General features: G+C 64.6%; 15 protein-coding genes. 9 read left to right on the top strand and 6 right to left on the bottom strand.

From position 1 onward, the window contains the following. From K8I61_06355 to K8I61_06335, 5 genes are all read left to right on the top strand, one after another. The coding region (locus K8I61_06355) for a hypothetical protein (GenBank protein MBZ0271638.1) at positions 1 to 1,015 on the top strand (1,015 nt) is incomplete at its 5' end. A 75-nt stretch (positions 1,016 to 1,090) separates the two neighbouring features. Then, positions 1,091 to 2,116 carry a GTP 3',8-cyclase MoaA gene (moaA, locus tag K8I61_06350; protein ID MBZ0271637.1) on the top strand — a complete coding sequence of 342 codons (1,026 nt, stop codon included), beginning with the start codon at positions 1,091 to 1,093 and terminating at the stop codon, positions 2,114 to 2,116. A 239-nt stretch (positions 2,117 to 2,355) separates the two neighbouring features. Continuing rightward, a complete protein-coding gene (locus tag K8I61_06345; GenBank protein ID MBZ0271636.1) occupies positions 2,356 to 3,108 on the top strand; it encodes a QueT transporter family protein in 753 nt (250 codons plus the stop codon). A gap of 1 nt (position 3,109) precedes the next feature. Further along, on the top strand, positions 3,110 to 4,924 hold the full coding sequence (locus tag K8I61_06340; GenBank protein ID MBZ0271635.1) for an energy-coupling factor ABC transporter ATP-binding protein: 1,815 nt from the start codon (positions 3,110 to 3,112) through the stop codon (positions 4,922 to 4,924). Then, entirely contained in the window at positions 4,921 to 5,685 is a 765-nt protein-coding gene (locus tag K8I61_06335) for an energy-coupling factor transporter transmembrane protein EcfT (GenBank protein ID MBZ0271634.1), read from the top strand. The genes K8I61_06340 and K8I61_06335 overlap by 4 nt, the downstream gene beginning before the upstream one ends. An 89-nt stretch (positions 5,686 to 5,774) precedes the next feature. Here K8I61_06335 and K8I61_06330 read toward each other — a convergent pair whose 3' ends face one another. The 3 genes from K8I61_06330 to K8I61_06320 are packed head-to-tail and all read right to left on the bottom strand — an operon-like array spanning position 5,775 to position 13,270. Beyond that, complete coding sequence (locus K8I61_06330) at positions 5,775 to 9,341, bottom strand: hypothetical protein (protein MBZ0271633.1); 3,567 nt, start codon at positions 9,339 to 9,341, stop codon at positions 5,775 to 5,777. Continuing rightward, on the bottom strand, positions 9,341 to 10,546 hold the full coding sequence (locus tag K8I61_06325) for an OprO/OprP family phosphate-selective porin (GenBank protein MBZ0271632.1): 1,206 nt from the start codon (positions 10,544 to 10,546) through the stop codon (positions 9,341 to 9,343). The genes K8I61_06330 and K8I61_06325 overlap by 1 nt, the downstream gene beginning before the upstream one ends. Positions 10,547 to 10,564: 18 nt before the next feature. Next, entirely contained in the window at positions 10,565 to 13,270 is a 2,706-nt protein-coding gene (locus tag K8I61_06320; GenBank protein MBZ0271631.1) for a penicillin acylase family protein, read from the bottom strand. A 348-nt stretch (positions 13,271 to 13,618) separates the two neighbouring features. Here K8I61_06320 and K8I61_06315 point away from each other — a divergent pair, with 348 nt between their 5' ends. The 3 genes from K8I61_06315 to K8I61_06305 are packed head-to-tail and all read left to right on the top strand — an operon-like array spanning position 13,619 to position 16,685. Next, a complete protein-coding gene (locus tag K8I61_06315; GenBank protein MBZ0271630.1) occupies positions 13,619 to 14,749 on the top strand; it encodes an acyl-CoA desaturase in 1,131 nt (376 codons plus the stop codon). Between the two features lie 42 nt (positions 14,750 to 14,791). Continuing rightward, positions 14,792 to 15,328, top strand: coding sequence for an HD domain-containing protein (locus K8I61_06310; GenBank protein MBZ0271629.1), 537 nt, complete (start codon positions 14,792 to 14,794; stop codon positions 15,326 to 15,328). A 46-nt stretch (positions 15,329 to 15,374) separates the two neighbouring features. Continuing rightward, positions 15,375 to 16,685, top strand: coding sequence for a hypothetical protein (locus K8I61_06305; GenBank protein MBZ0271628.1), 1,311 nt, complete (start codon positions 15,375 to 15,377; stop codon positions 16,683 to 16,685). Positions 16,686 to 16,706: 21 nt separating this feature from the next. Here the strand turns inward: K8I61_06305 and K8I61_06300 are convergent, their stop codons facing one another. Further along, complete coding sequence (locus K8I61_06300) at positions 16,707 to 18,308, bottom strand: hypothetical protein (protein ID MBZ0271627.1); 1,602 nt, start codon at positions 18,306 to 18,308, stop codon at positions 16,707 to 16,709. Positions 18,309 to 18,354: 46 nt separating this feature from the next. After that, on the bottom strand, positions 18,355 to 19,623 hold the full coding sequence (locus K8I61_06295; GenBank protein MBZ0271626.1) for a hypothetical protein: 1,269 nt from the start codon (positions 19,621 to 19,623) through the stop codon (positions 18,355 to 18,357). Positions 19,624 to 19,719: 96 nt separating this feature from the next. On the opposite strand from K8I61_06295, the gene K8I61_06290 reads away from it, so the two are divergent. After that, positions 19,720 to 19,935 carry a hypothetical protein gene (locus tag K8I61_06290; protein ID MBZ0271625.1) on the top strand — a complete coding sequence of 72 codons (216 nt, stop codon included), beginning with the start codon at positions 19,720 to 19,722 and terminating at the stop codon, positions 19,933 to 19,935. A gap of 68 nt (positions 19,936 to 20,003) precedes the next feature. Here the strand turns inward: K8I61_06290 and K8I61_06285 are convergent. Further along, the coding region (locus K8I61_06285) for a hypothetical protein (protein MBZ0271624.1) at positions 20,004 to 21,608 on the bottom strand (1,605 nt) is incomplete at its 5' end.

The raw sequence follows: 21,608 nt of genomic DNA, 5'->3' as shown, positions 1-21,608 counted from the left end.
CGACCCCCAAATATACGGATTTGTCGTCGGCGAAACGAACACGCAAACCGCCGCGTTTTTCGGCGTCGTGCATGACGGACGCGTCACGCGCAAGACGCTGCCGTTCGCCGAGGATATCCGGCTGAACGCCATCGACTACCTGCGCGACGATGACTGGGGCATGATTGTCGGTCAGGAGCACGACGCGAACGTGGGCGCGGCCTTCGAACTCATCGGCGAAACGGCGGGCGCGGTGACGCTGCCGTTTCTCCCGGACAACTGGGATCTCGTCGACGTCGCGGTGGTGGATGTCGGCAAGGCGTTTATCGTCGGCAACCAGACGGGACCGACGGGCGCGCGCGGAATCATCTTCGAGGTGGCGCCGGGCGGCGTGACGCCCATGACTCCGCCCGTTCTCGTCGAGCCGTGGCGCCTGGATAGTGTGTCGTTTTTTTCGACGACCAAGGGTTGGGCGGTGGGCTTCGACGACGCGAACAACCAGACGCTCATTCTCGGCTACAACGGATTCGCGTGGACACGATTCGACACCCCGGCGGAGAACTTCGCGCAACTCACGACCGTGACCGCGCCTTCGACGTTTTTCGCGGTGACGCTCGGTTCGATCCTCGAGAAGGGCGCAACGACCACGAAAGGGTACTCGCTCGTATGGGACGGACTGTCGTGGCTTGAGGTCTTTGCGTTTCCCGGCGACGGCGTGCAATGGTGGTTCTCGAACATTTACGCCTTGTCGGACACCGACGTGCGCAGCTTCGTCATCAAATCGAACCACCTCGAGGAATGGAACTTCAACGGCTTTAGCTGGACGCGGAAAATCCACGCCGCGTCGTTCGCGTCGAACAGCATCATCTCCGCGGTGAGCTTCATCGACGGCGACACGGCGCTGTTGGCGAGCCGCCAACGCACCGGCAGCATCGGCGCCGTGTACACGCAGGTCGGCTCGGTGTGGCAGGCGTTCGACGAACACCCGACGAGCATGGGCAATCTCCACGACACCTTTGCCGTCGGCTATCGCTGAACGCACGATCGCGCGCGCAACGTCGCCGCGCGACAGGACGTAAACATCGACATGGCATTTCCGGAACCGATATCCATGCCCGCGCCAATGCCCCTGGCCGGGCCGCTTGTCGACCAACACGGCCGGACGTTCACCTACCTGCGCATTGCGGTGACCGAGGCGTGCAACCTGCGGTGCGTGTATTGCATGCCGGAAGAAGGCTTACCGCTGACGCCCGAACGCGAACGCCTTTCCGGCGACGAAATCCGGCGCGTCATCCGCGTGGGCGCCCGGCTTGGCGTCTCGAAAATCCGCTTCACGGGCGGCGAGCCGACGTTGCGCCCCGATCTTCCCGATCTCGTGGCCGACGCTTCGCGGACTTCCGGCATTGCGTCGGTCCATTTGACGACAAACGGGCTGCTGCTGGCGAAGCTGGCGCACCCGCTTGCCGACGCGGGTTTGTCCGGCGTGAATGTCAGCGTCGACAGTCTCGATGCCGCGCGCTATCGCCAGATCGCGCGGCGCGATGCTTTTGGACCGGCGATGGCGGGGCTGGCCGCCGCGATCGACGCCGGCATCGCGAGCGTGAAGATCAACGTCGTTGCGCTGCACGGGATGAACGACGATGAGATCGCCGCGTTCGCGCGCCTGACGCGCGAGATGCCGGTGAGCGTGCGTTTCATCGAGCTGATGCCGTTTGACAGCCACCAGATCTGGCGAACAGGGCGATTCGTGACGTCCGGCCAGATCGTCGACGCCCTGCACGCGGCGTATCCGGATATCGAGGACGCCGGCGGCACGCGCACCGAACATCGCGCGTTTCGACTGCCGGGCGCGCGCGGGACGATCGGTGTCATCCCCGCTTACACGCGCGATCTTTGCGGCGCGTGCGACCGCATCCGCCTGACGGCCGACGGCAGGATTCGCAACTGCCTGTTCGCGCGCGGCGAATTCGATCTGCGCGCGCTTTTGCGCGACGGCTCCGGCGACGCCGCGATCGAAACGCGCCTTCGCGAGGCCGTGTGGGCGAAAGCGCGCGACGGCTGGGATGCACAGCGAGAGGCGACGCCGGTGGCGTTCGTTGGCCGCGTGCGCGAGAGCATGACGGAGATCGGGGGGTAGGTCGCAGGAGTTAGAAAATAGAAAATAGAAAATAGAAAATAGTGCGTCGCAAGGCGGCGACTTGGCTATCCGTGTCTTTGGATTTATCAGACTTCTGCTTGCCTGACACGCGCGTCTTTCCTAATTCCTAATTCCTGATTCCTAATTCCTATTTCCTAATTCCTATTTCCTATTTCCGTCTTCGATGCTATCAGCACTTGCTCATGAGAGAGCTTATTTCCATGTGGCGGCACACGCGGATGGTTGTGCTCGTCGCCGTTTCCGCGGCGTGCTACGTGGCGGTGCTGATCCCGTTCAAGATCGCAGTCATCGTGCCGGGGCTGACGGAGGCGCGGCCGGGCGCGGCGGTGCCCGTGCTGTTTTCCTTTCTGTTCGGGCCGGCGGGCGCGTTCGGCGCGGCGTTCGGCAATCTGATCGGCGACATCCTCGGAGGCATGTTCGGGCCCGGCAGTATCCCCGGGTTTGTCGGCAACTTCGTGTACGGCTTCGTGCCCTACGCCGCGTGGCGCGCGCTGGCGGGCGCGTCGCCGCCGGGCGCGCGCGGCGCCATCGACTGGCTTCTCGCCGGCGGCATCGTCGTTCTGGCGTGCCTTTCGATCGCGACCATCATCGGATGGGGCGCGGATCTGCTCGGCCTTGCGCCTTTCGCGGCGCTCGGAAACATCATCTTTCTGAACAACCTGCTCGCGTCTGTCGCGCTCGCCCTTCCCGGCATCGCCCTGACGCACCGCCGCGTCGAACGCGCGGGGCTTTTGTGGCACGAGATTCTCGACAATACCGACACGGGACGAGGGCGGTTTCGCTATCTCGGTCTTGCGCTCCTGATTGCCGGCTCGGTCGGCGGATTCGCGACGGGCAACGTCATTTCGCTTGGCGCGCTTGGCGCGGACTTCGGCGCGGCGGGATTCGCCGGACCGAGCGGCACGGCGGCGGTCGGCGCGGGCGTGGCGCCGTTTGTCGCGCTGATCCTCGCCGGCTGCGCGCTGCTCTGACGTGAGCGGCGCGCCGGCCATAACGCTTGCCGGCGTTTCCTTTCGGTATCGGCGCGCGGAAGCCGATGCGTTGTCCGGCGTCGACCTCGACATTCCCGAAGGCGCGTTCCACGGCATCATCGGGCGCAATCGCGCGGGCAAGTCGACGCTCGCCTCCACGATCAACCGCGTCGTGCCCGCGTTTCATCGAGGCGACATGCGTGGCGCCGTCCGCGTGCGCGGCGAGGATACGGCGGGACGCACCTGCGCCGAGATGTCCGCCGTGGTGGGCATGGTGTTTCAGGACTTCGAGACGCAGCTTTTTTCCACGAGCGTGCGCCGCGAAATGGCGTTCTACATGGAGAATCTCGGCTTTCCGCCCGCGCGCATGCGCGAATCGGCGGCGCGGCGGCTCGCGGAACTTGGCCTATCCGATCTGATCGACCGCGAACCGGCGACACTCTCCGGCGGACAGAAGCAGCGGCTCGCGCTCGCGTCGGTACTTGCGGCGGATACGCCCGTCGTGGTGCTCGACGAGCCGACGACCGATCTTGATCCCGCCGCGGCCCGCGAGCTTTCCGCGACAATCCGCGCGATGCGCGCCGAAGGCCGGACGATCATGCTGATCACGCACGACCTTTCGCTCGTCGAGGATGCGGACCGCGCACACCTGATCGACGCGGGAAGCGTCGCGGCAAGCGACGCGCCGCGCACGCTGTTTGCCGACGCGGCGGCGCTGGCGGTGCGGGGACTGCGTCCGACGCAAATCGACGAATTGGCGCAGCGGCTTGGGATCGACGCGTTGCCGCGCGATGTGGAGAAGGCGGCCCAGGTGCTGGGGCGAAGCCACCCGCTCCCTGACGGTCGCGGCTCTGATCCGGGAGCACAGGCGTCCCGCGTGTTTCGAAGCCACCCGCTCCCTGACGGTCGCGGCTCTGATGGCGGTCGCGGCTCCGATGGCCTTCGCGGCTCTGACGGCGGTCGCGGCTCTGACGACGGTCGCGGCACAGACATCGCAGATGCGGCGCCGGGCGATGTGGTCGCGAGCGTGCGCGGATTGCGGGCGGGTTACGTGCGCGGCGTGGAGGTCTTGCGCGGCGTCGATCTTTCCGTGCGCGAGGGGGAGATTGTCGCGCTGCTCGGCGCGAACGGATCGGGAAAGACCACGCTGATCCGCCACCTCGCGGGCCTGATGAAGCCGTGGGGCGGCGAGGCTGTCGTCGGCGATCGCGCGGTCGGCGGCGTGCGCCCGCCGGAACGCGCCCGGCTTGTCGGCATCGTGGTGCAGAATCCCGATCATCAGATTTTTCGCGCGAGTTGCCTTGACGAGGTGGCCTTCGGGCTTTTGCAGATCGGCACGTCGGATGGCGAAATCGAGACGCGCGCGCGCGAGGCTCTGGCGCTCGTCGGCCTGGATGCGCGCGCGGACAGCGATCCGTTCACAATGACCAAGGGCGATCGCAAAAAGCTCGCACTGGCGTGCGTTGTCGCGTGCCGCCCTCGCCTTCTGCTTCTCGACGAGCCGACGACGGGGCTCGACGCCGCGGAGCAGGACGCGCTGATGGGGACGGTGGAGCGCCTGGCCGCGCGCCGGCATGCGGTTGTCATGATCACGCACGTCATGGAGATCGCGGCGCGGCACTCGCACCGCGCGCTGGTGCTGGATGCCGGAAACGTGATCGCCGAGGGCGAAACGTTCGACGTGTTCGGCAACCGCGATGCGCTGGCCCGCGCGCATCTGGCGGCGCCGCCCGCCGTGGCGCTGGCGCACCGCCTGGGCGTACGCGCGCGCGACGCGGAGGAGTTGGCGGCGCGGCTTTCGCGAGGCGTGGCGTGAAAGGCTTTTTCGTCACCGATGCGTCTTTCCTTGGCCGGCGGCATCCGGTGACGCGCACGCTGTTTATGGTGCTGCTGTGCGTGCCGCCAATGATCGTTCGCGATCCGGGGCCGATGGCCATCGTCGTCGCGTGTTACGCCGCGATCGCGGCGGCGTCGCGCGCGCTCGCGTCCGTCTGGCGCATCCGCGCGCTTGTCGTCGTGTTCTTTTTCACGACAACTGTGATGTGGTCCGTATTTTTCCCCGCGCCCGATCCGCCGCTGTTGGAGGTGCTGTTCGTGCGTGTGACGCCGGGGTCGATCGCGCACGGCGTCGCGATGGCGCTGCGTCTTCTCGCGTTTCTTCTCGCGGCGATGATCTACCTGTCCGCAACGCGCATCGAGGAGATGAGTTTCGCGCTCGAGCGCCTGGGCGTGCCTTATCGCGCGTCGTTCGCGCTGTCGCTCGCGTTCCGGCTGACGCCGCTATTTCTGGAAAGCGCACGGCACATCCAGACCGCGCAGATCGCGCGCGGCGTGGATTTTGATGCGGGGTCCGTGCTCACGCGCGCGAGGCGGTATGTGTCGATCCTCGTTCCGGTGCTTGTGGCCGCGTTGCGCAACGCGGACGGGCTGGCGCTTGCGCTCGAGTCCAAGGGTTTCGGCGCACCCGGCGAGCGGACGTCGATGTTCGAATACCGCGCGGGCGCGGCGGACCTGGCGGTGCTTTTGCTCGGCGCGGCGATGATCGCGGCGGCGGTCGCCTGGCGGATGGTCGAGTAAAAGGCCGGAAGGCTGAAAGACTGGAAGGCTGGAAGGCCATCACGAGGTCGCAATTCCAACGGGAGTGGCTTGGCGACGTACGCTACGGCCTATCCACCGCAGGTCATCCGCTCAAAGTCGCCGCCTTCATCATTTTTGGCGTCTTCGACGTCGATCGCGTCGCCGGGCGCGTCCTTGGGAAGGAACAAGCCCGACGTGAACGAGCGCGCGCGTATGCGGGCGGCAAGCATCGCGGCGCCGGCGTTCGGATCGGAACGCAGCGCGTCGACCGTCGCCTGGCGCGCGGCGTCGGACGGGAGCGCGGGAGCCTTGTGGCGCGGCGCGTCGTCCTCGTCGAAATAGCCGGGCACGAATCCGGGGCCGTCGTAGAGGTAGCCGTCCCCGTCGCTGTCGGTGCCGTCGAGATCGATATAAATCGCGTTCGTGATGCCATAGGGCATGTAGTCGAAATTGCGCGCGAAAATGCCGCTTTGCGGCAGCGGGTTGCCGATGTCGAGCCCGGTCCAGCGTTGCAAAAGCTGGCTGATGCCCAAAAGCAGCGTGTCGGTCAGTTCGATCGACGGTCCTTCGATCGGGTTTACGACAGGCGTCATACTCTCGTAACCGATGGCGACGACATTGATGAACGTGTCGGCGTCGAGCGCGCAGGGGACACTCGCGTTGAAGCGATCCACCTTGCCGCGCCCGGCGATCGCAAAACCCTCGGTGTCGCACCCAAGCGCGATGCCCGATGCGTCGCGGCCGATCTCGCCGATCAGCCGGCCGTTGCCGTAGATCTCGATGCGGTCGAGCGCCATCCACGGCGGCGCCTGGGCGCGGATGCGCACGCCTACCACATCGCCCGCGGCGGTGAACTCGTCTCCGATCGGGTGGCCGTCGACCCACGCCTCGACAAAGGGGCCGGTGGTAACCATCGCGCGCGCGTGCTTCATGTTCGTGATCAGCTCGTTCACGTTCACGAAACGCGGATCGTCGTTGTCCATCATGACGTACGTGCGCGCCTTACCAGTCTCGATGTTCTTGAGGTCGTGCGAATCGGAGCATCCCAGGCCCGCGAGACGCTTGCCTTGCGCGAGGATCGTGAAGTAGTCGTCGATCATGCCGCGATTGGTCATGTCAAGGATGAGATCGCCTGTTTCGATGCGCGCCTGCTCCTCGCCCGTACGCACGAGCACCGGCAGATACGGCGAATCCGCGGGGCGCGGCTGGAACAGCTCGCTGTGGCGGCGGTCCTCGTCCGTCGCGGTGCGGATGTCCTGGTAGCGCTTACCGTTAATCAGTTCCATGCCGTCGAAGTCCCACGAGAACGACTCGCTCGCGTCGGTCGAAAACAGCGCGCCGCCGTGGATCACGGGATTGCCGAGCGTGAAGATGTCCGGCGTGGAAAAGACGCCGCGATATTGCAGAAAACCGTACGCGCGCAGATAGCCGGTGATGCTTTCCTGCGAATGGTTCACGATGACGATCGGGTCCTGGTTGATGAGGCCGCGATCGCCGCGCGCGCGTAGTCCGTCGAACACATCCTGCGGCGTCCACTCGGGCATGGGACCGCCGTCCGGCAGTTCGGCCGACGGGCTCGGCTGCTTCCAGTCCGGCGCGCCGCCCGCGATTTCGCCCTCGCCGTAGCGCAGCGGATAGCCGTTGAAGTGTCCGTAAGACAGATGCGACAGCTCGTCGCCGGCGAGGGTGTAGAGCAGATCGCGCCCGCCGAGCTGTTCGAGTTCCGGCGCGTAGTTCGTGATGTAGTCGTGGTCGCTTGACGCGATGACCTCGACGCCCTCCACCATCGCGGACTTCAGGCGCCCGGAAATGGATGCGCCCGCGTCCACGCTGTGCATCGTGTGCAGGTGGAAATCGCCGGCGATCCACCCGGACGTATCGACGACGCGTTCGATGTAGAGGATGGCCGTTTCGGTTTGCAACGGCTTGAGGGTGACCGTCGCCTCGTCGATCGAATATTCCGGCCCGCGGCTCGCGACGAGCCGATATTCGCCGGGCGAAAGCGTGATCTCGCCCGTTCCGTCGAGCGTGTGCACGACCGCGACCTCGTTCGCCGGAAAGAATCCCTCGCCGATGAACGGATCGGGCGTGCCGCCGTCGGACAGTCGAATCGCGGTGACCTTTGCGGGGGTCGGGCGCTCTTGCGCATCGAGCCCGACGACGCGGAAATTCACCGCGCCGGACGCCTCCAGAATGAGCGCCGCTTCTTTATTGCCGCCGGCCTTCACCTCGATGGGATAAAGCTTGCTTCGCGTGAAACCGGGACCCGTCGCCAGGAGGATGTAGCGTTCGCGGCCCGTCGCCTCATCGACCGGAAGCAAGCCGGAGAAGCTGCCGTCCTTCGCGGCATCGAAGCGCCCCGCGTCCGTCGTGAATCGCGACAACGGAAGTAGGCGGTGCGCTGTTACCGCGCCCGCGTCGAGGGCGGCGAGCGATTCGTTCATCTTGTCGTAGTCGTAATAAAGGCGCACGTATTCGCCCGAATCCGTGAAGCGCGGGTGCTTGAATACGTGGACCTGCACGCCCGACGCGGGCTCGGACGCGCCCTCGAAAAAGACATGGCCGCTAACGCGAGCGGCCGGCCAGCCCTTGATGCGCACGACCTCGTCGAGAAGGCCCGCAACGTCTTCGTCGGAGATGACGAACTTGCGTTTGAAACGGTAGCGCGCGCCGGGTTCGGGCGTGGAGTCGTTGGTCTGCGCGATCGCGGAGAAGCCGATCGTCAGGATGCTCTCCATGAGCGGCAGCGAGATGGGCCCCTCGTCGCCGACCATCGCGTAGCCGATGCCGTCGCCGATGCCCGCGACCCAATCGACCAGAAGCGGCGAGGCGAGGATCGACTCACCGCGAAGGTAGGACTCCTCTATCTGGAAGTCGGGCGCGAACCCGAAAACTCCGGGGCCGAACATGTCGAGTGAGTTGCCGAAGAACATCGCGTCGCCGAGCGCGACGGAATCGATCATCGCCGTGATCGGGTCTTCGTTCGGCTCAAGCGGGCGCACGGCGACGTCGAAGATGCGTTCGGGTTCGCCGCCGTCCTCGTTCAGCACGAGGAACGTCGTTTCGATATCGACGTGCGTGTCGCCGGGGGCGAGCGAATAGGTTGTCTCGGCGCGCAGCGGCAGGCCGTTTAGCGGCACGGGGATGATGGCCAGCGGCTGGAGGAAATCGAACAGCTCGCCGCTGACGCGCACCACCGCCGCATCGCCGCCCCCGCCGTTATCGACGATGGCGACCGCGTCTTGCGGCACTTTGAGAAGCGGCCCGCTGCCGGGAATCGTCTCGATTCCGAAGCCCTTGATGTCGATGGCGGGCGTAATCTCGCCAAGCTGATCGTTGCCGGCTTTCGACGGATCGAAGTGCTGCTCGAAACGCTTGATGTCCGCGTCGATGATCGCACCGCCGCGCCGCGACGCCGCGAGGCTCGTCGGATGCGCGTTGATGATGACGCGCACGCGATCGTTCTCGAGCATGATATCGCCGATGGCGCCAAGCGCCTTGTCGCCGCCGATGAGCTGCGCGCGGTTCGTGATGCGATAGGCGCGCGCGACGGAAAAATCGTCCCCCGATTCGGTGCAGCCGCCCGCGGCGACAAGCGCCAGCGCGGCCGCCGCAAGCGCGGCGACGGCCGCGCGCCGATGCGTGCGCGCGTTCATCAGAATTGCAGCCCCGCCTGAAGCGTCACGGTGTCGTTGTCGATCTCGGGCATGCCCTCAAGCTCGGCGCGCCAGACGTAGTTGGCTTGCAGCTTCAGGCGATGCCGCGTCGCGAAATGGACGTTCAGGCCCGCCGTCGTGTTCGCGAGCAGGCGGTCGTCGAGGTCGTCGGTGAGAAGTTCCAGGCGGAATTCCTCGTATCGCGCGGCGAGTTCCACGTGGCGCGGGATGACAAACCACCCGCCCTGCACGTGCCAGCCGGAGGTTTCCCAGTCGTCCGCGAATTGTTCCGCAATGATGTCATCGGAGACGTCGGGTTCAAAGCGCGTGGCGATCATCTCGCCGGAAACCGAAACGCCGGCCCAGCGGATTTCGGCGTCGTAGCCGATCGCCTTTACGATCGTGCCCAGGTCGTTGTTTTGCAGCAGAGACGCGCCAAGGGAGATTTGCGGTATCCATTCGCGCTCGGACTCAAGCGGCGTGAGGTCGCCTTCGCCCGTTTCCATCGGGCCGAACAGGTCGACGCGCGCGCGGGCGACGTACATCCGGTTGTCGTTGTCGTCGCGTCCGTATTGCTTGTCCTCGCGGCCGTTGAACGCGCCGCCGGCAAGATCCAGGCTGACGATCTCATCCCCGTCGCCGCTCCGGATGACGCACGACGGCTCAAAGGTGGCGCCGACGTCGTAGCGGATCGGCATCTGCTCGACCGCCATCGCGCGGCGGATGAATTGCAGATCGCCCTCGCCTGCGAGGCTCTGGCGCGAAAACGGGATCTTCTGCGCGCCGATGGTTCCGCCGAAATATGGGGTGAAGCTTTCGTCTTCCCAGTTCTCGTGCGTCCAGTGAAGACGCATGAAGGCGTATTTGAGCGCGACATCCGTGCGCTCGCCGTCGCGATTTTGCGCCTCGCCGAGAAGCTTCACGGTGAGCCAGTCGAAAAGGACGTGGCCATTCAACCCCAACTCGGCGTTGTTGAGCGCAAACCCGCGCTCGTCATCCGGCGAGCCGGGATACGCGATGACCTTGTCGTAGTCCATCTGGTTGTACGCGGTGTATCCGACAAGGAGCCGCCCCGTGGGACGCACGAAAAACTCCGGATCGCCCTCGTTTTCGAACGGCCATGTGTCGGGCATGAACTGCGCGTTTGCTGCTTGCGCTAACGCGAGGATCGCGGTGATCGCCAGGCCCGCCAGAATCTTTCGCATGCTCGAACTCCTCGAAATTCAGGATGCCGGGGTGAACCGGATGCGTTCCGCCGTGACGGGAACGATTTCGTCGATGGTCCAGTAAAGCGGGATGTACGCGTCGTTAAGGAACTCGTCGAACAGGTCGTCGCGGTGCGGCGAATCGAAACGTTCGGACTGGCCGCCGGGGATGACGACGCGGCTTTCGTTTTTCTCGCCGTCCACGTTCATCACCATGCGCGCGCCGGGCGCGTGGCCGTCGCGGTAGTCGCCCACGAGGCTCGTGACGTTCGCGACGTTGACGGTGAACGTGCCGCCGCCGCGCGGCGCGGGGCCAAGCACAGGCGAGAGGAACGAGGGGATCTCGATGCCCTCGAACGACAGGCCAAACTCGGAGGTATGCACGCGTCCCCACTGCCATTCGCCGGTGACGCCTCCAAGAATTTCGAACAGTTCGTCCATCGCGTCGCCGAGCGCCGCCAACACGATCTCCTCGCGCGTCTCGACCTCGGGCGTGCGGATATCGTCCCACCACGCCTCGCCGTGGATCAGCGCGCCGACGTCTTCCAGGAGCTTCAGCAGGCAGCGCGCTTCCCACTGCGGCCCGCCGGACAGGCCGGGCAGATCGAGACCCGCATCCTCGAACTCGTCCGCGAAGGTACGCAATGCGAGATGCCCGAAAAACGAATGAAAGATCGTGGCTCCGATGCTTTCGGCGATCTCCTCATCGCTCGGCCACGTGTCGCGCCAGGCGTGCGTCACGCCGGTGGGCGTCGTGAAATTCCAGGCGGCAAGACGCGCAAGACCTTCGGCTCGCGCGCCGTCCACCAGCTCCGGACGCACGTTCGCGGCGTCGAGCAGGTGCGGCACGATGCGCCGGCCAAGTACGCTGAAATTATCGGTCTGCACACGTTCCATGTCGTCGAGCGAAAGCGGGTCGCCAAGTCCGGTGAGCATGCGGTCGATGCGACCGGCGCGAAGGCCGAGGTCCATGTCGTAATAGAAGTAGTGCGGATCGTCGGTCGGGTCGTTGTCGAGCATCGTGCCGATGATGTCGTTATTCGCGGTGACGATCTGCCCGCTTTCGGGATCGGTCATGCGCGGGACAAATTCGTCGGGCACGAAACCGACCCACTCCGCGAGTCCGTCGCCGGGAAGCGGCAGGTACGGCGGGTAAACCTTCCAGTTGTCGCGGATCGGCATGTCCACCGCCGCGCTGAAACCGATGCGGCCGCTCGCGTCGCCGACAGCCCAGTTGTAGGGTCCCTTGCGATACAGGCTCCACGCGTCGAGCGCCTCGTCCACGTCCTTGGCGAAGAGGATATCGAGATACGCCTGCATCTCCGTGCCCGGTTCCTGGGCGGTCCATTTCAGACTGACGCAGTGCGTTTTCGTGCACGATCCGGGAACGATCGGCCCGTGGTGCGGCACGATTTGCACGGGGATTTTTCGCGGCTCGGCTTCGTGCGTCATGTCGCGGAAAAATTCCTGCTGCGCGTTGTAGATTTTCACCGGCCCGCCCTTGAAGACGACCGACTCGCCGCCGTCGGCGAGCGTTTCGACATAGGCGTCGTACGTGTCCATGTAGGCGTTCGTGCCGCCCCAGCCGACGCGGCCGTTATGGCCGATCTGCACGCCGGGCGCGCCGGCGATGGCGAGGCCCGCGAAGTTTAGATCGCCCTCGCCGTAGAGCGTCGTATCGACGTGGACGATCCAGAAAAACGGCGGGTGAAGAAGATCGAGATGCGGGTCGTTGGCGACAAACGATCCGTCCGCCGCGATGCGATCGCCGGCGACCGACCACGAGTTCGAGTGGAAGCCGGGCGATCCGAAAAACCCGTGCAACTCGTCGAGGCGCTCGCGCGCGCCGCGGATGGCGTCAAGCGCGGGGCGAAGTTCGTCCGCGCGACGCACGAGCGCCGCCTTATCGATCGGCGCGGCGTCGATCGCGAGCGGGTCGATGGAGTCGAAGCCGTCCGGCAGGATCGTCGTGGGATCGGCGGGCTGGCCGCGGAAGAAGTCGAGGAATTTTTCCGGGCCGAGCGCGGCGAGCGCCTCGCCGAAGGCCAATTCGCGGCTGACGCTGTTTGACGCGCTCCAGAGCGAGAGCATGAGAAGGGATACGGTGTCGTACGGCGTCCACGGCTCGAGCACGGCGGGATCGACCGCCACGAGACCCTCGTAGGCGGGCGGTTCGGTGAGTCCGTTTCGGCCGGCGACGATGTCGGCCAGGCACTCGTTGACGCCATTCGCGTACGCTTGCACAAGCGCGAGAACGCCCTCGTCCATCGTTTCGATCAGGCGGTCGGCGATGAGAACGCCGTCGGGGCCCATCATGATCGAGCGGAAATCCAGATCGACCGTGCGGACGATGAGATCCGCGGCGATCGGCCCGACAGCCGGAAGCTGGCCGAGCAACTCGCCAAGCCGCCCCTGAGGGATACGGCGGGCCATGTCCATTTCGAACAGGCGATCCTTGCACGAGAGGTACGCCTGGATGTGCAGCGCGTCGTTCGGGTTTGCGGCGAAGATGTGCGGGATGCCCCACGTATCGACGAGCACGTCCGCGCCGGCCGAAATGCCGGGGGATTCGATCGTCCGCGCGATGTCGATGCCGAACGGATCGTCCGGCGCGGCGGCGGCGTCATCCTCGTCCTCGCCGCGCTGGCAGCCGGCGGCGAAAAGCGAAAGCGCCAGCACGAAGGCGACGGTCAGCGCACGTCGAAGCGGAAGCGGCACGGACATCGCGGGCCTTTCAATGAGTTCCAATAACCGAGAGCGACCGGAGCGTAACAAAGGGGTAACGCACCGTCCATACGGCGCGCGGAATGTAGGGAGCTCATGCGTCGATTTCATGACCGGAATGTGACGCGACGATGGCCGATTCGGCAGCGCGCGCGGGTTTGGCGGCATCGCCGAATTGTGGTACAAATAACGGGCCGTCCAATTCGGTATCGGATCGCGCGACTCCCCGTTAAAACCGCGGCCGCGACGCGCCGGACGGCAACGTTGGCGGCCTGTATCCCGCACCCCGCGGCTTGGCCCAGAAAACAAGGTTTCCGGAGGTTTGTCCGAATCGTGTCCACCAAGGAAATGCCGATTTCCATCGTCGTGCGCGGCGCCGACGAGAAGGTGAATTGGCTCTCGAGCGTCCCCTTCTTCCTTTTGCATCTGCTGCCGCTTGGCGCGTTATGGACCGGCGTTAGCTGGTTTGACGTCGCGCTTTGCGTCGCCCTGTACTACATCCGGATGTTTTTCGTCACCGCGGGTTACCACCGCTATTTCTCGCACCGCGGCTACAAGATGGGCCGCGTCATGCAGTTCCTGATGGCGTTCGGCGCGACGACCTGCGGCCAGAAGGGCGTTTTGTGGTGGGCCGCCAACCACCGGCATCACCACCGATTCTCCGACACGGACGAGGACATCCACTCGCCCCTCAAGGGCTTTTGGTGGAGCCACGTCGGCTGGATCCTTTGCGACAAATACAAGGACGTGATGAACGAATACATCAAGGACTTCGCGAAGTTTCCGGAGCTGCGCTGGCTGCAGAAATACAACCTCGTGCCCGTGGCGTTGCTCGGTGCCTTCGTGCTGCTGGTGTTCGGGCCGTCGGCGTTTTTCATCGGCTTCGCGCTTTCGACCGTGCTGCTCTACCACGGCACGTTCACCGTCAATTCGCTCGCGCACGTGTTCGGACGGCGGCGCTACGCGACGACGGACACGAGCCGCAATTCGTTTCTGATCTCCCTTCTCACGCTCGGCGAGGGGTGGCACAATAACCATCACTATTACGCCGCGAGCGCGCGCCAGGGCTTTTTCTGGTGGGAGATCGACGTCAGCTACTATGTCCTCAAGGTCCTGTCGTGGTTTGGTCTCGTGTGGGATCTGCGGCAGCCGCCCGCGCGCGTGCTGACCGAGAATCTCATCCGCGAGGGCGCGCTCGACGCGGGGATCATCAACGCGCACCTGAACCGCATCGCGCAGACCTTGACCGAAACGCAGCGCGAGGCGGGCGATTTCTACGAGCACAAGAAGCGGCTCGTGGAGGAGTTCGTGGAATACGCGCGTGCGCGAACGCTTTCACTTGCCGAGGTGACGCGGGAGACCATGGAGGAGTTCGTCGAAACCACGAAGACGAAGGCGGACGATTTCGCGAACCGCACCCGCGAGACGGCGGGGAATATCGTGCGCCTTTCCTCGGGACCGCTCGACGCCCAGGATTGACCCGGCGGGCCACGCGCCCGCCTCGCCAAAGACGGATGATCCATGGCCGAGGCCGAAATCGTCATCCGCGCGGCTCATCTGGCCGCGCAGAAACATCGCGGTCAGGTCCGCAAGGGCGTGGCCGGGTATCCCTATATCAATCACCCGATCGAGGTGGCCTACGAGCTTGTGCGCGTGGCGGGCGTGTCGGACGCTCCGGTCCTCGCCGCCGCGCTGCTGCATGATGTCGTGGAGGACACCGACGTTACTCCCGGCGATATCGAGGCCGAGTTTGGCCGGGGCGTGCGGGAGATCGTCGACGAGTTGACCGACGACATGACGCTCGACAAACCGTCGCGAAAAAAGAAGCAATTTGAGATGGCGTCGGAGCTGTCGCACGACGCGCGGCTGATCCGCATCGCGGACAAGATTTGCAATCTGCGCGATATCCTGGACGATCCGCCGCCGGGTTGGACCCCGGAACGCAAGGCGGGCTATTTCGAATGGTGCAAGGCTGTCGTGGATCGGATTCGCGGCACGAATGCGGCCCTCGAAGCGGAGTTTGACCGCGTCCATGGCGCGTCGCATGCATCGGAGTGACATCGCCTTTTACGCGCGCCGGACTCGCGACGCGGTCGGACGCGCATTGGCGAACCGCACCGCAAAACGCGCCGCAAAACGCGCGTGGCGATTCGCCGTCCTGGCCGCGTTGCCGTTGCTGGTTTTTCTTACCGGATTCGCACTCTGGAATATGTTCGGCGTGGGGCGGGACGTTTCGATCGAGATCGACCTCGACGTTGGCGACGACGCGCCAGGGTTTCTCTTTTTCCCGAGCGGTTCGCGGCCGGAAATTCGATCGGTTCGCCTGGAAAATGCCGGCCGTGTCGCCTTCACGTTTCCGCGCCTGATCGTCAACAACGAAAACCGTTACGGATCGGTCAAGGAAATCCTCGCGCAGTGCGCGGAATTCGGGGACAACACCGTCGCGCTACTCGCATGCGCGAACGAATTTTTGCACCGGCATCTGGAGCATTACCACGGCTGGACCGACGAGCTTGAAAAAGGCTACTTCACAAAGTCTCTTGGTCAGGCGCTTTTTTACGACGGGTATTCGCAATGCGGGCCGTCCTCGAGTTTTCTCGCCGAGATCGCGCAGCGCCTCGGGCTTCGCGCCTGCACCATCGGGCTTGACGGTCACGTCGTCGCGGAGATTTTCCTCGGCGACGAGTCGTACCTGTTCGACCCGGATACCAATCAGTTTTTTACCGACGACTACCGCTCGATCGCCTCGTTCCAAAGATTGCGCAAGGGCGACCTGTTCGCGAACACGCCAAACCGCTTGCGGATCCAGGATATCAGCCGCTGGAACGCGCGCTGGCGTCTGCGCAATCGCGCGGAATACCACTGCGGTAAAATCGATGCGGAGAGCTTTCCGCTGGCAAGCTGGGCGCTCGAACCCGGCGACGCATTGACGTTTTTCCCCGACAAGGTGCACGGAAACGCGGGTTGTCGCGTGACGATGACCCGGACCCTCGTGGGCTCCGGCGCGATTTTGATCGAGCTCCCCTACCCGGGTATCGAGACGGTCGTGCGTGCGCCGAAGGACGCTCCGGCGTTCCGCATGACGGCGCCGCGCGGCGTCGAGATCGATCCGGCTCGCGGACCGGCGCGAATCCCGCTGCAAAAAGTCCGCCGCACCCCGAGCCGTGAGCATTTCGTCGAGTTTTTCCTCCCCGAGCCCATCGACGCCAGTGCCGATTTCACCATGCGTTACGCGTGTGGTTCGATTCCGCAGCTGCGGGAAGGCCCAAATCGGGTGGAGGTGGAAGGAACCGATCTTCGCGCGCCGGGTAACGCCCGGGTGACTTTCGATTTGCGCGTGCGTTCGGATCCCCTGCTCGAAAGCGACCCGATCCGCGGCAACGTCATTTGGAAAACCGACTTTCCCAAAAACTGATCGTCCCCCGCCGGCGCCGCCTTAGAAAGGCGGCTGTAGATTCGGCAACGGAACGCGGCTTTCGAAGATCGTCGCGGCCAGGCACCCGGTGGCGATATCGCCGATCACCGGCTTGCCCGCCATGAGCGACTCCATTTTTGCCGGCGTCGGCATGTCTTGCGGCCGGACGAACACGCCAACAACCGGCTCCGGCGGATTGTCGCGAAAATCCGGCATGCGTTCGACCCAACGCAGCAACGTTGCGTAGGTGACCGTATCACGGGCTCGAAGTCTCGGCTCGGTCGAGCCCAGTTCGGAGGCGAAGACGAAGCTCTCGACCCGGTAGCCGGGCCATTGCGCCGCGCCGCGGCGAATGGCGCGCGCGATCGAGACCTGGTCGTCGAAGCGGAGCATGCGCCAGTAGTTGCATTGATCGGGCTTCTCCACCCAAACGGCCGCCCGGCCGGCATGCAGGCCAAGCAGGATCGCCAGCGAGAGCACAAACCAGGGGGCGAGCGAACGATACCAGTGGCGCGGATCGGATCGCAGGCGTTCGATTTCGCTCGAGGCTCCGCGCGCGATCAGGATGGCCACAAAGGGCACCGCGGCCATCATATAGCCTGTTTTTCGATGCCCCTTGGCGACGGTGAGGATCGGAAGGATGGCGAATACGAAGGCGATGTGGACGGCGGCGAACGTGTCCGCGTCGACCGTTCGCCATCGCGCGTGCAGTCTGGAGAACGCTTCGCGCACCCCGCGCGCCAGATAGACGACACCCACGCCTCCGACCATCGCCGAGCCGGCCAGGATCCATCTGAAAATCAGTTTCGCGTATGCCCATCCCAGCACTCCCCATGGCCGCGCGGAATCCGGGCTGATGACGCGGTCCAATACCGGCACGGTCTCGGTCAGCATGTTGACGATAACCGTCGCGTGGAGGCTCAGGATGACGCCGCCGCCGATGACGGCTTGCGCCAGAAATGACCGCCACCCGCGCGTGGCGGCATACCACAGAACGGTCAGCGCCAGAACGCCGATCGAAAGATGAAGCTGCACGCAAAGTCCGATGCAAACCCATGCCATCAGCATGTCCATCTTCCGCCCCTTCAGTCCGTGGGCAAGAAAGAAGATCGCCAAGGCAAAAAACGGCGGCGCGAACGTGGTGTTGAGGGGGCGGATGGGCGCGGCCCACATATTCATCATCAGGCCGAAGATCGTCGTGGCCACGTACGGGAACAAACGGTCGTCGCTGATGCGACGCGCGGCGGCAAAGAAGATTGGCAACGCGACAAGGCTGAAAAGTGCAATGTAGGCGTACGCGAGCGACGGCTTCATCGCGAGCTTGATCGGTACCGCCATCAACAATGGCGCGAGCGGTCCAAGGTAAAGCCGCTCATAAAAAGGTTGGCCGACGAACGGGACTTTTCCCTCTTTCACGAAATCCAGAACGATCGACATCAAGACGCCCGCGTCGACGTTGAAGACCGCGTATCCCGCCACAATCTGCTCGACGAAAAGGATCGCCACGCCAAACGGCAAAAAACGGGTGACCGCATCGACGATCCGGACGGCGCGGGATCCGGATTCGCGATTCGCCGCGGCGAGCGGCGTTCGATTGGCGTTCGTCAAATGGGAAATGGGCAATGATCCCTCTCGATTCGCCGGCCGGCGCACCCGCGGGCCGATGGGTTCACGGGATAATCGGTATCGGGCCCGGCTGTTGAAAGATGGTAACGTCCATGCAGCCGGTTTGCATTTCCGAGAGGACACGCGAATCGATCAACTGGGCCGCCATGTAATCCGGCGTGGCGGCCCCCCGCGGACGGAGATACACGCCGATGAAGGAGGAGGCCGACCTTTCCCAAAACGGGGGCATGCGTTTCGTCCATCGTAAAAGTCCCTCGTACGTCAGATAGCTGCGCGAACGCAGTCGGGGCTCGCCTGTTTCCGGATCCGGCTGAAACAGCAACTGCTCTACGTGAAAACGGGCCAGCCCAACGGTCTTTGCCTGGATCTCGTCGGCGATTTTCAATTGATCGTCGAGGCGCATCGTGGCCCGGTGCCGGCACATGATTGGCACCTGCGTCCAACGGACCGCCAGCGCCGCGCTAAAAATCGTCAATGCGACAATGGATAGTATGAACCATGGCAACACGGTATTTCGCCACTGGTCCGGATGCGCGGTCAATCTTGCGACGTCACGCGACGCCGACTGCGCGACCAGGATCGCGACAAATGGAACGGCGGAAATCACGTAGCCGGCGTCGATATCGGTCGGGTCTTTCAGAGCCTTGATGACCGAGAGTCCGAAAATGACTAGAAGAACGTGCACGGTCGACAAGACGCCGATATCGAACGACCGCCACCGGTCGCGGATCAAACCAAGAGCCGCCATCGCGCCGCGGACGAGGTAGATGACGGCCACGCCGCCCGACGTGGCGGCTATGCCCGCGATCCAGGCCAAAACGATCTTCGTGTATGTCGCGACGGAAGGCGCCAGGTGAAATTCGGCATCCGCCAACGCTATCAGTTCCTCGAAGGGGGCGGTTCCAGGCTTCATGGTCAGGTCCACGATCACCGGGGCGTGCATCGCGAGGATGACGAACAAGCCGATAAAAGATTGCCAGGCCATAAACCGTACGCCGCGCGCGGCGGCGTGATAGAGCAGCGTCAACGCCAGCACGCCGGTGGCCAGATGCAACTGGACGCACATCCCGAGGACGACCCACGTCATGAAAAGCTGCAGCCGCCGCCCGCGATAAGCACCCGAAAAAAAGTACATCGCCAGCGCGTAAAACAACGGGACATACGCCCGGTTGACCGGCCGGTACGGGGTAACGGCAAGGTTCATCATCACGCCGAAGACCGTCGTGGCGAGTGCGGGGAACAGGTCGCCGGTCGAGATGCGCCGCGCGGCGGCGTAAAACACGGGCAACGACAGCAAGGCGAAAAGCGCCAACGCCGCGTAGGCAAAACGCGGCGACCGCGAGATCGCAAGCGGCGCCGCCGCGAGGTACGTCGCAAGCGGTCCCAGCCGCAGGCGCTCGAAAAACGGTTGGCCGGCAAGCGGGATCTCCCCGTTGTCCACGAAGTCGAGGACAACTTTCATCATCTGCCCCGAGTCCTCGGTGAACACGGAATACCCGGCCAGATACTGCTCCACGAAAAGCAGCGCGACGACAAACGGCAATACGCGCACGACGACGAACAGAAACCGGACGACCCGGACTCCGCGCGCGCCGATCGGCTCGGCGCTCCGTATCGGGATTGAAGACTCAGACATTTTGGAGGTGCGCTCCGTCTACTCCGAATCGCGGCCGCCCCGCAAGAACCGCGGGGCTATGGCGATAACACGATCTCTCTGGGTGTATCGAAAATCGTGACGGTGGTGCATTCGCCGCGCCGCTCGCCGAGAAGACGGCCGGCTTTGATCGCGTGCCGCATCGCCTCGGGCATCGGCATATCGGCCGGGCGCAGCACGACGCCGATCGTCCGGTTCGGGGCGGCGTCGCGCCCGTAACGAACGCCGCGCATCCAACGCAGCAGGACTTCATAGGTGTAGGGACTTCGGGAAAACAGCATGGGTTCGTCGGAGAACCGGCCCGTCACGTACCGAAAGTGTTCAATCCGATAGTCGACGTCCGCGCCGGCGGCCTTCGGCGGCGGCGCCCCGGACCCGCGCCCTTGCGCCAGACTGTCGATGTGGCCGGCAAGCTCCATCTGACGGGACAGGCGAACCGCATTCCAATGCAGGCAAAGCGGCGGCTTGTCCGATGCGGACGCGTAAACGAACGATCCGACTATCACCAGCATCATCGATGCGACAAACCACGGCAGCACCGTGCGCGGCCAGGCGCCGGGGTCATGGCGAACGCGAGCGACATCGCTTGAGGCGCCCTGGGCGACCAGGACGGCGACAAACGGCGCAACGGCGATAAGGTAGCCGACATCGGTAATTCCGGCGTTCTTGACGACCTTCAGGAGGGGCAGGATGACCGAGGCGAGGATCAAATGCGTTGCCGCGACCCGCGGCACGCCAACCGTGTGTGTTTGATGGCGTCGCGACGCGATGGCGCCGCGAAATCCGCGGACAAGATAGATGGCCGCGACACCTCCGATGCCAAAAACCCCCACAAGAGACCACTCGATCGCGATCTCGGCGAGCGCGGCGGCCATCGTGCCGAAATCTCCCCGCATGGCCGCGGCGCCGGCGGCGGCCTCGACGGCCGGCGCTCCGCCGGATAACGCCTTGGCGATAACGGTGACGTGAAGCGCCGCGACCACGACGAATCCGAGCGCGGCCTGCGCCAGCAGCGTGCGAACGCCGCGCGTCGACGCGAACCACAGGATCGTCAGCGCGAGGATCGAGGCGGTCATGTGTAGTTGCACGCAAAGACCGACGAACACCCAGGCCAAAAGAAAGGCGCCGCGCTCGCCGCGCACCGCCCGGACCAGAAAATAGAATGCGCCGGCAAGGAAGATCGGAAGAAATGTCGCATTGACCGGCCGGATCGGCGTGATGAACAGGTTCATCCAGACGCCGAAGATCGCGGTCGCCACATGGGGAAACAGGTTGGCGGCCTGAACGCGTCTCGCCGCCGCGAAAACGATCGGAAGGGCGGCGATGCCAAGCAGCGTAACCAACACGTACGCCAGGCGTGGATCGTGCGACAGGCGCACAGGCGCCATCATGATCAGCGGCGCAAGCGGGCCGAGCCGCCAGCTTCCAAAAATCGGCGGACCGGTCCGGGGAAGTGTCCCGTTGTCGACGTGATCAAGCGCGATCGTCGCGAGAATTCCGGCATCCTCGTCGAAGCTCGCAAAACCGAGGAGTTGGTTAACGACGTAGGTCGCGGCCACACCGATCGGCAGCAAGCGGGTGAGCGCCGTCAGGCGGCCCGCGCCTCGCGCACCGGGCCGGCCGGCGTCCGTCGGCACGCGCGA

It is taken from the genome of bacterium, assembly GCA_019912885.1.
Taxonomy (GTDB): domain Bacteria; phylum Lernaellota; class Lernaellaia; order JACKCT01; family JACKCT01; genus JAIOHV01.
The sequence above is the reverse complement of the archived record's forward strand: the minus strand, read 5'-3'. Positions and strand labels throughout refer to the sequence as shown.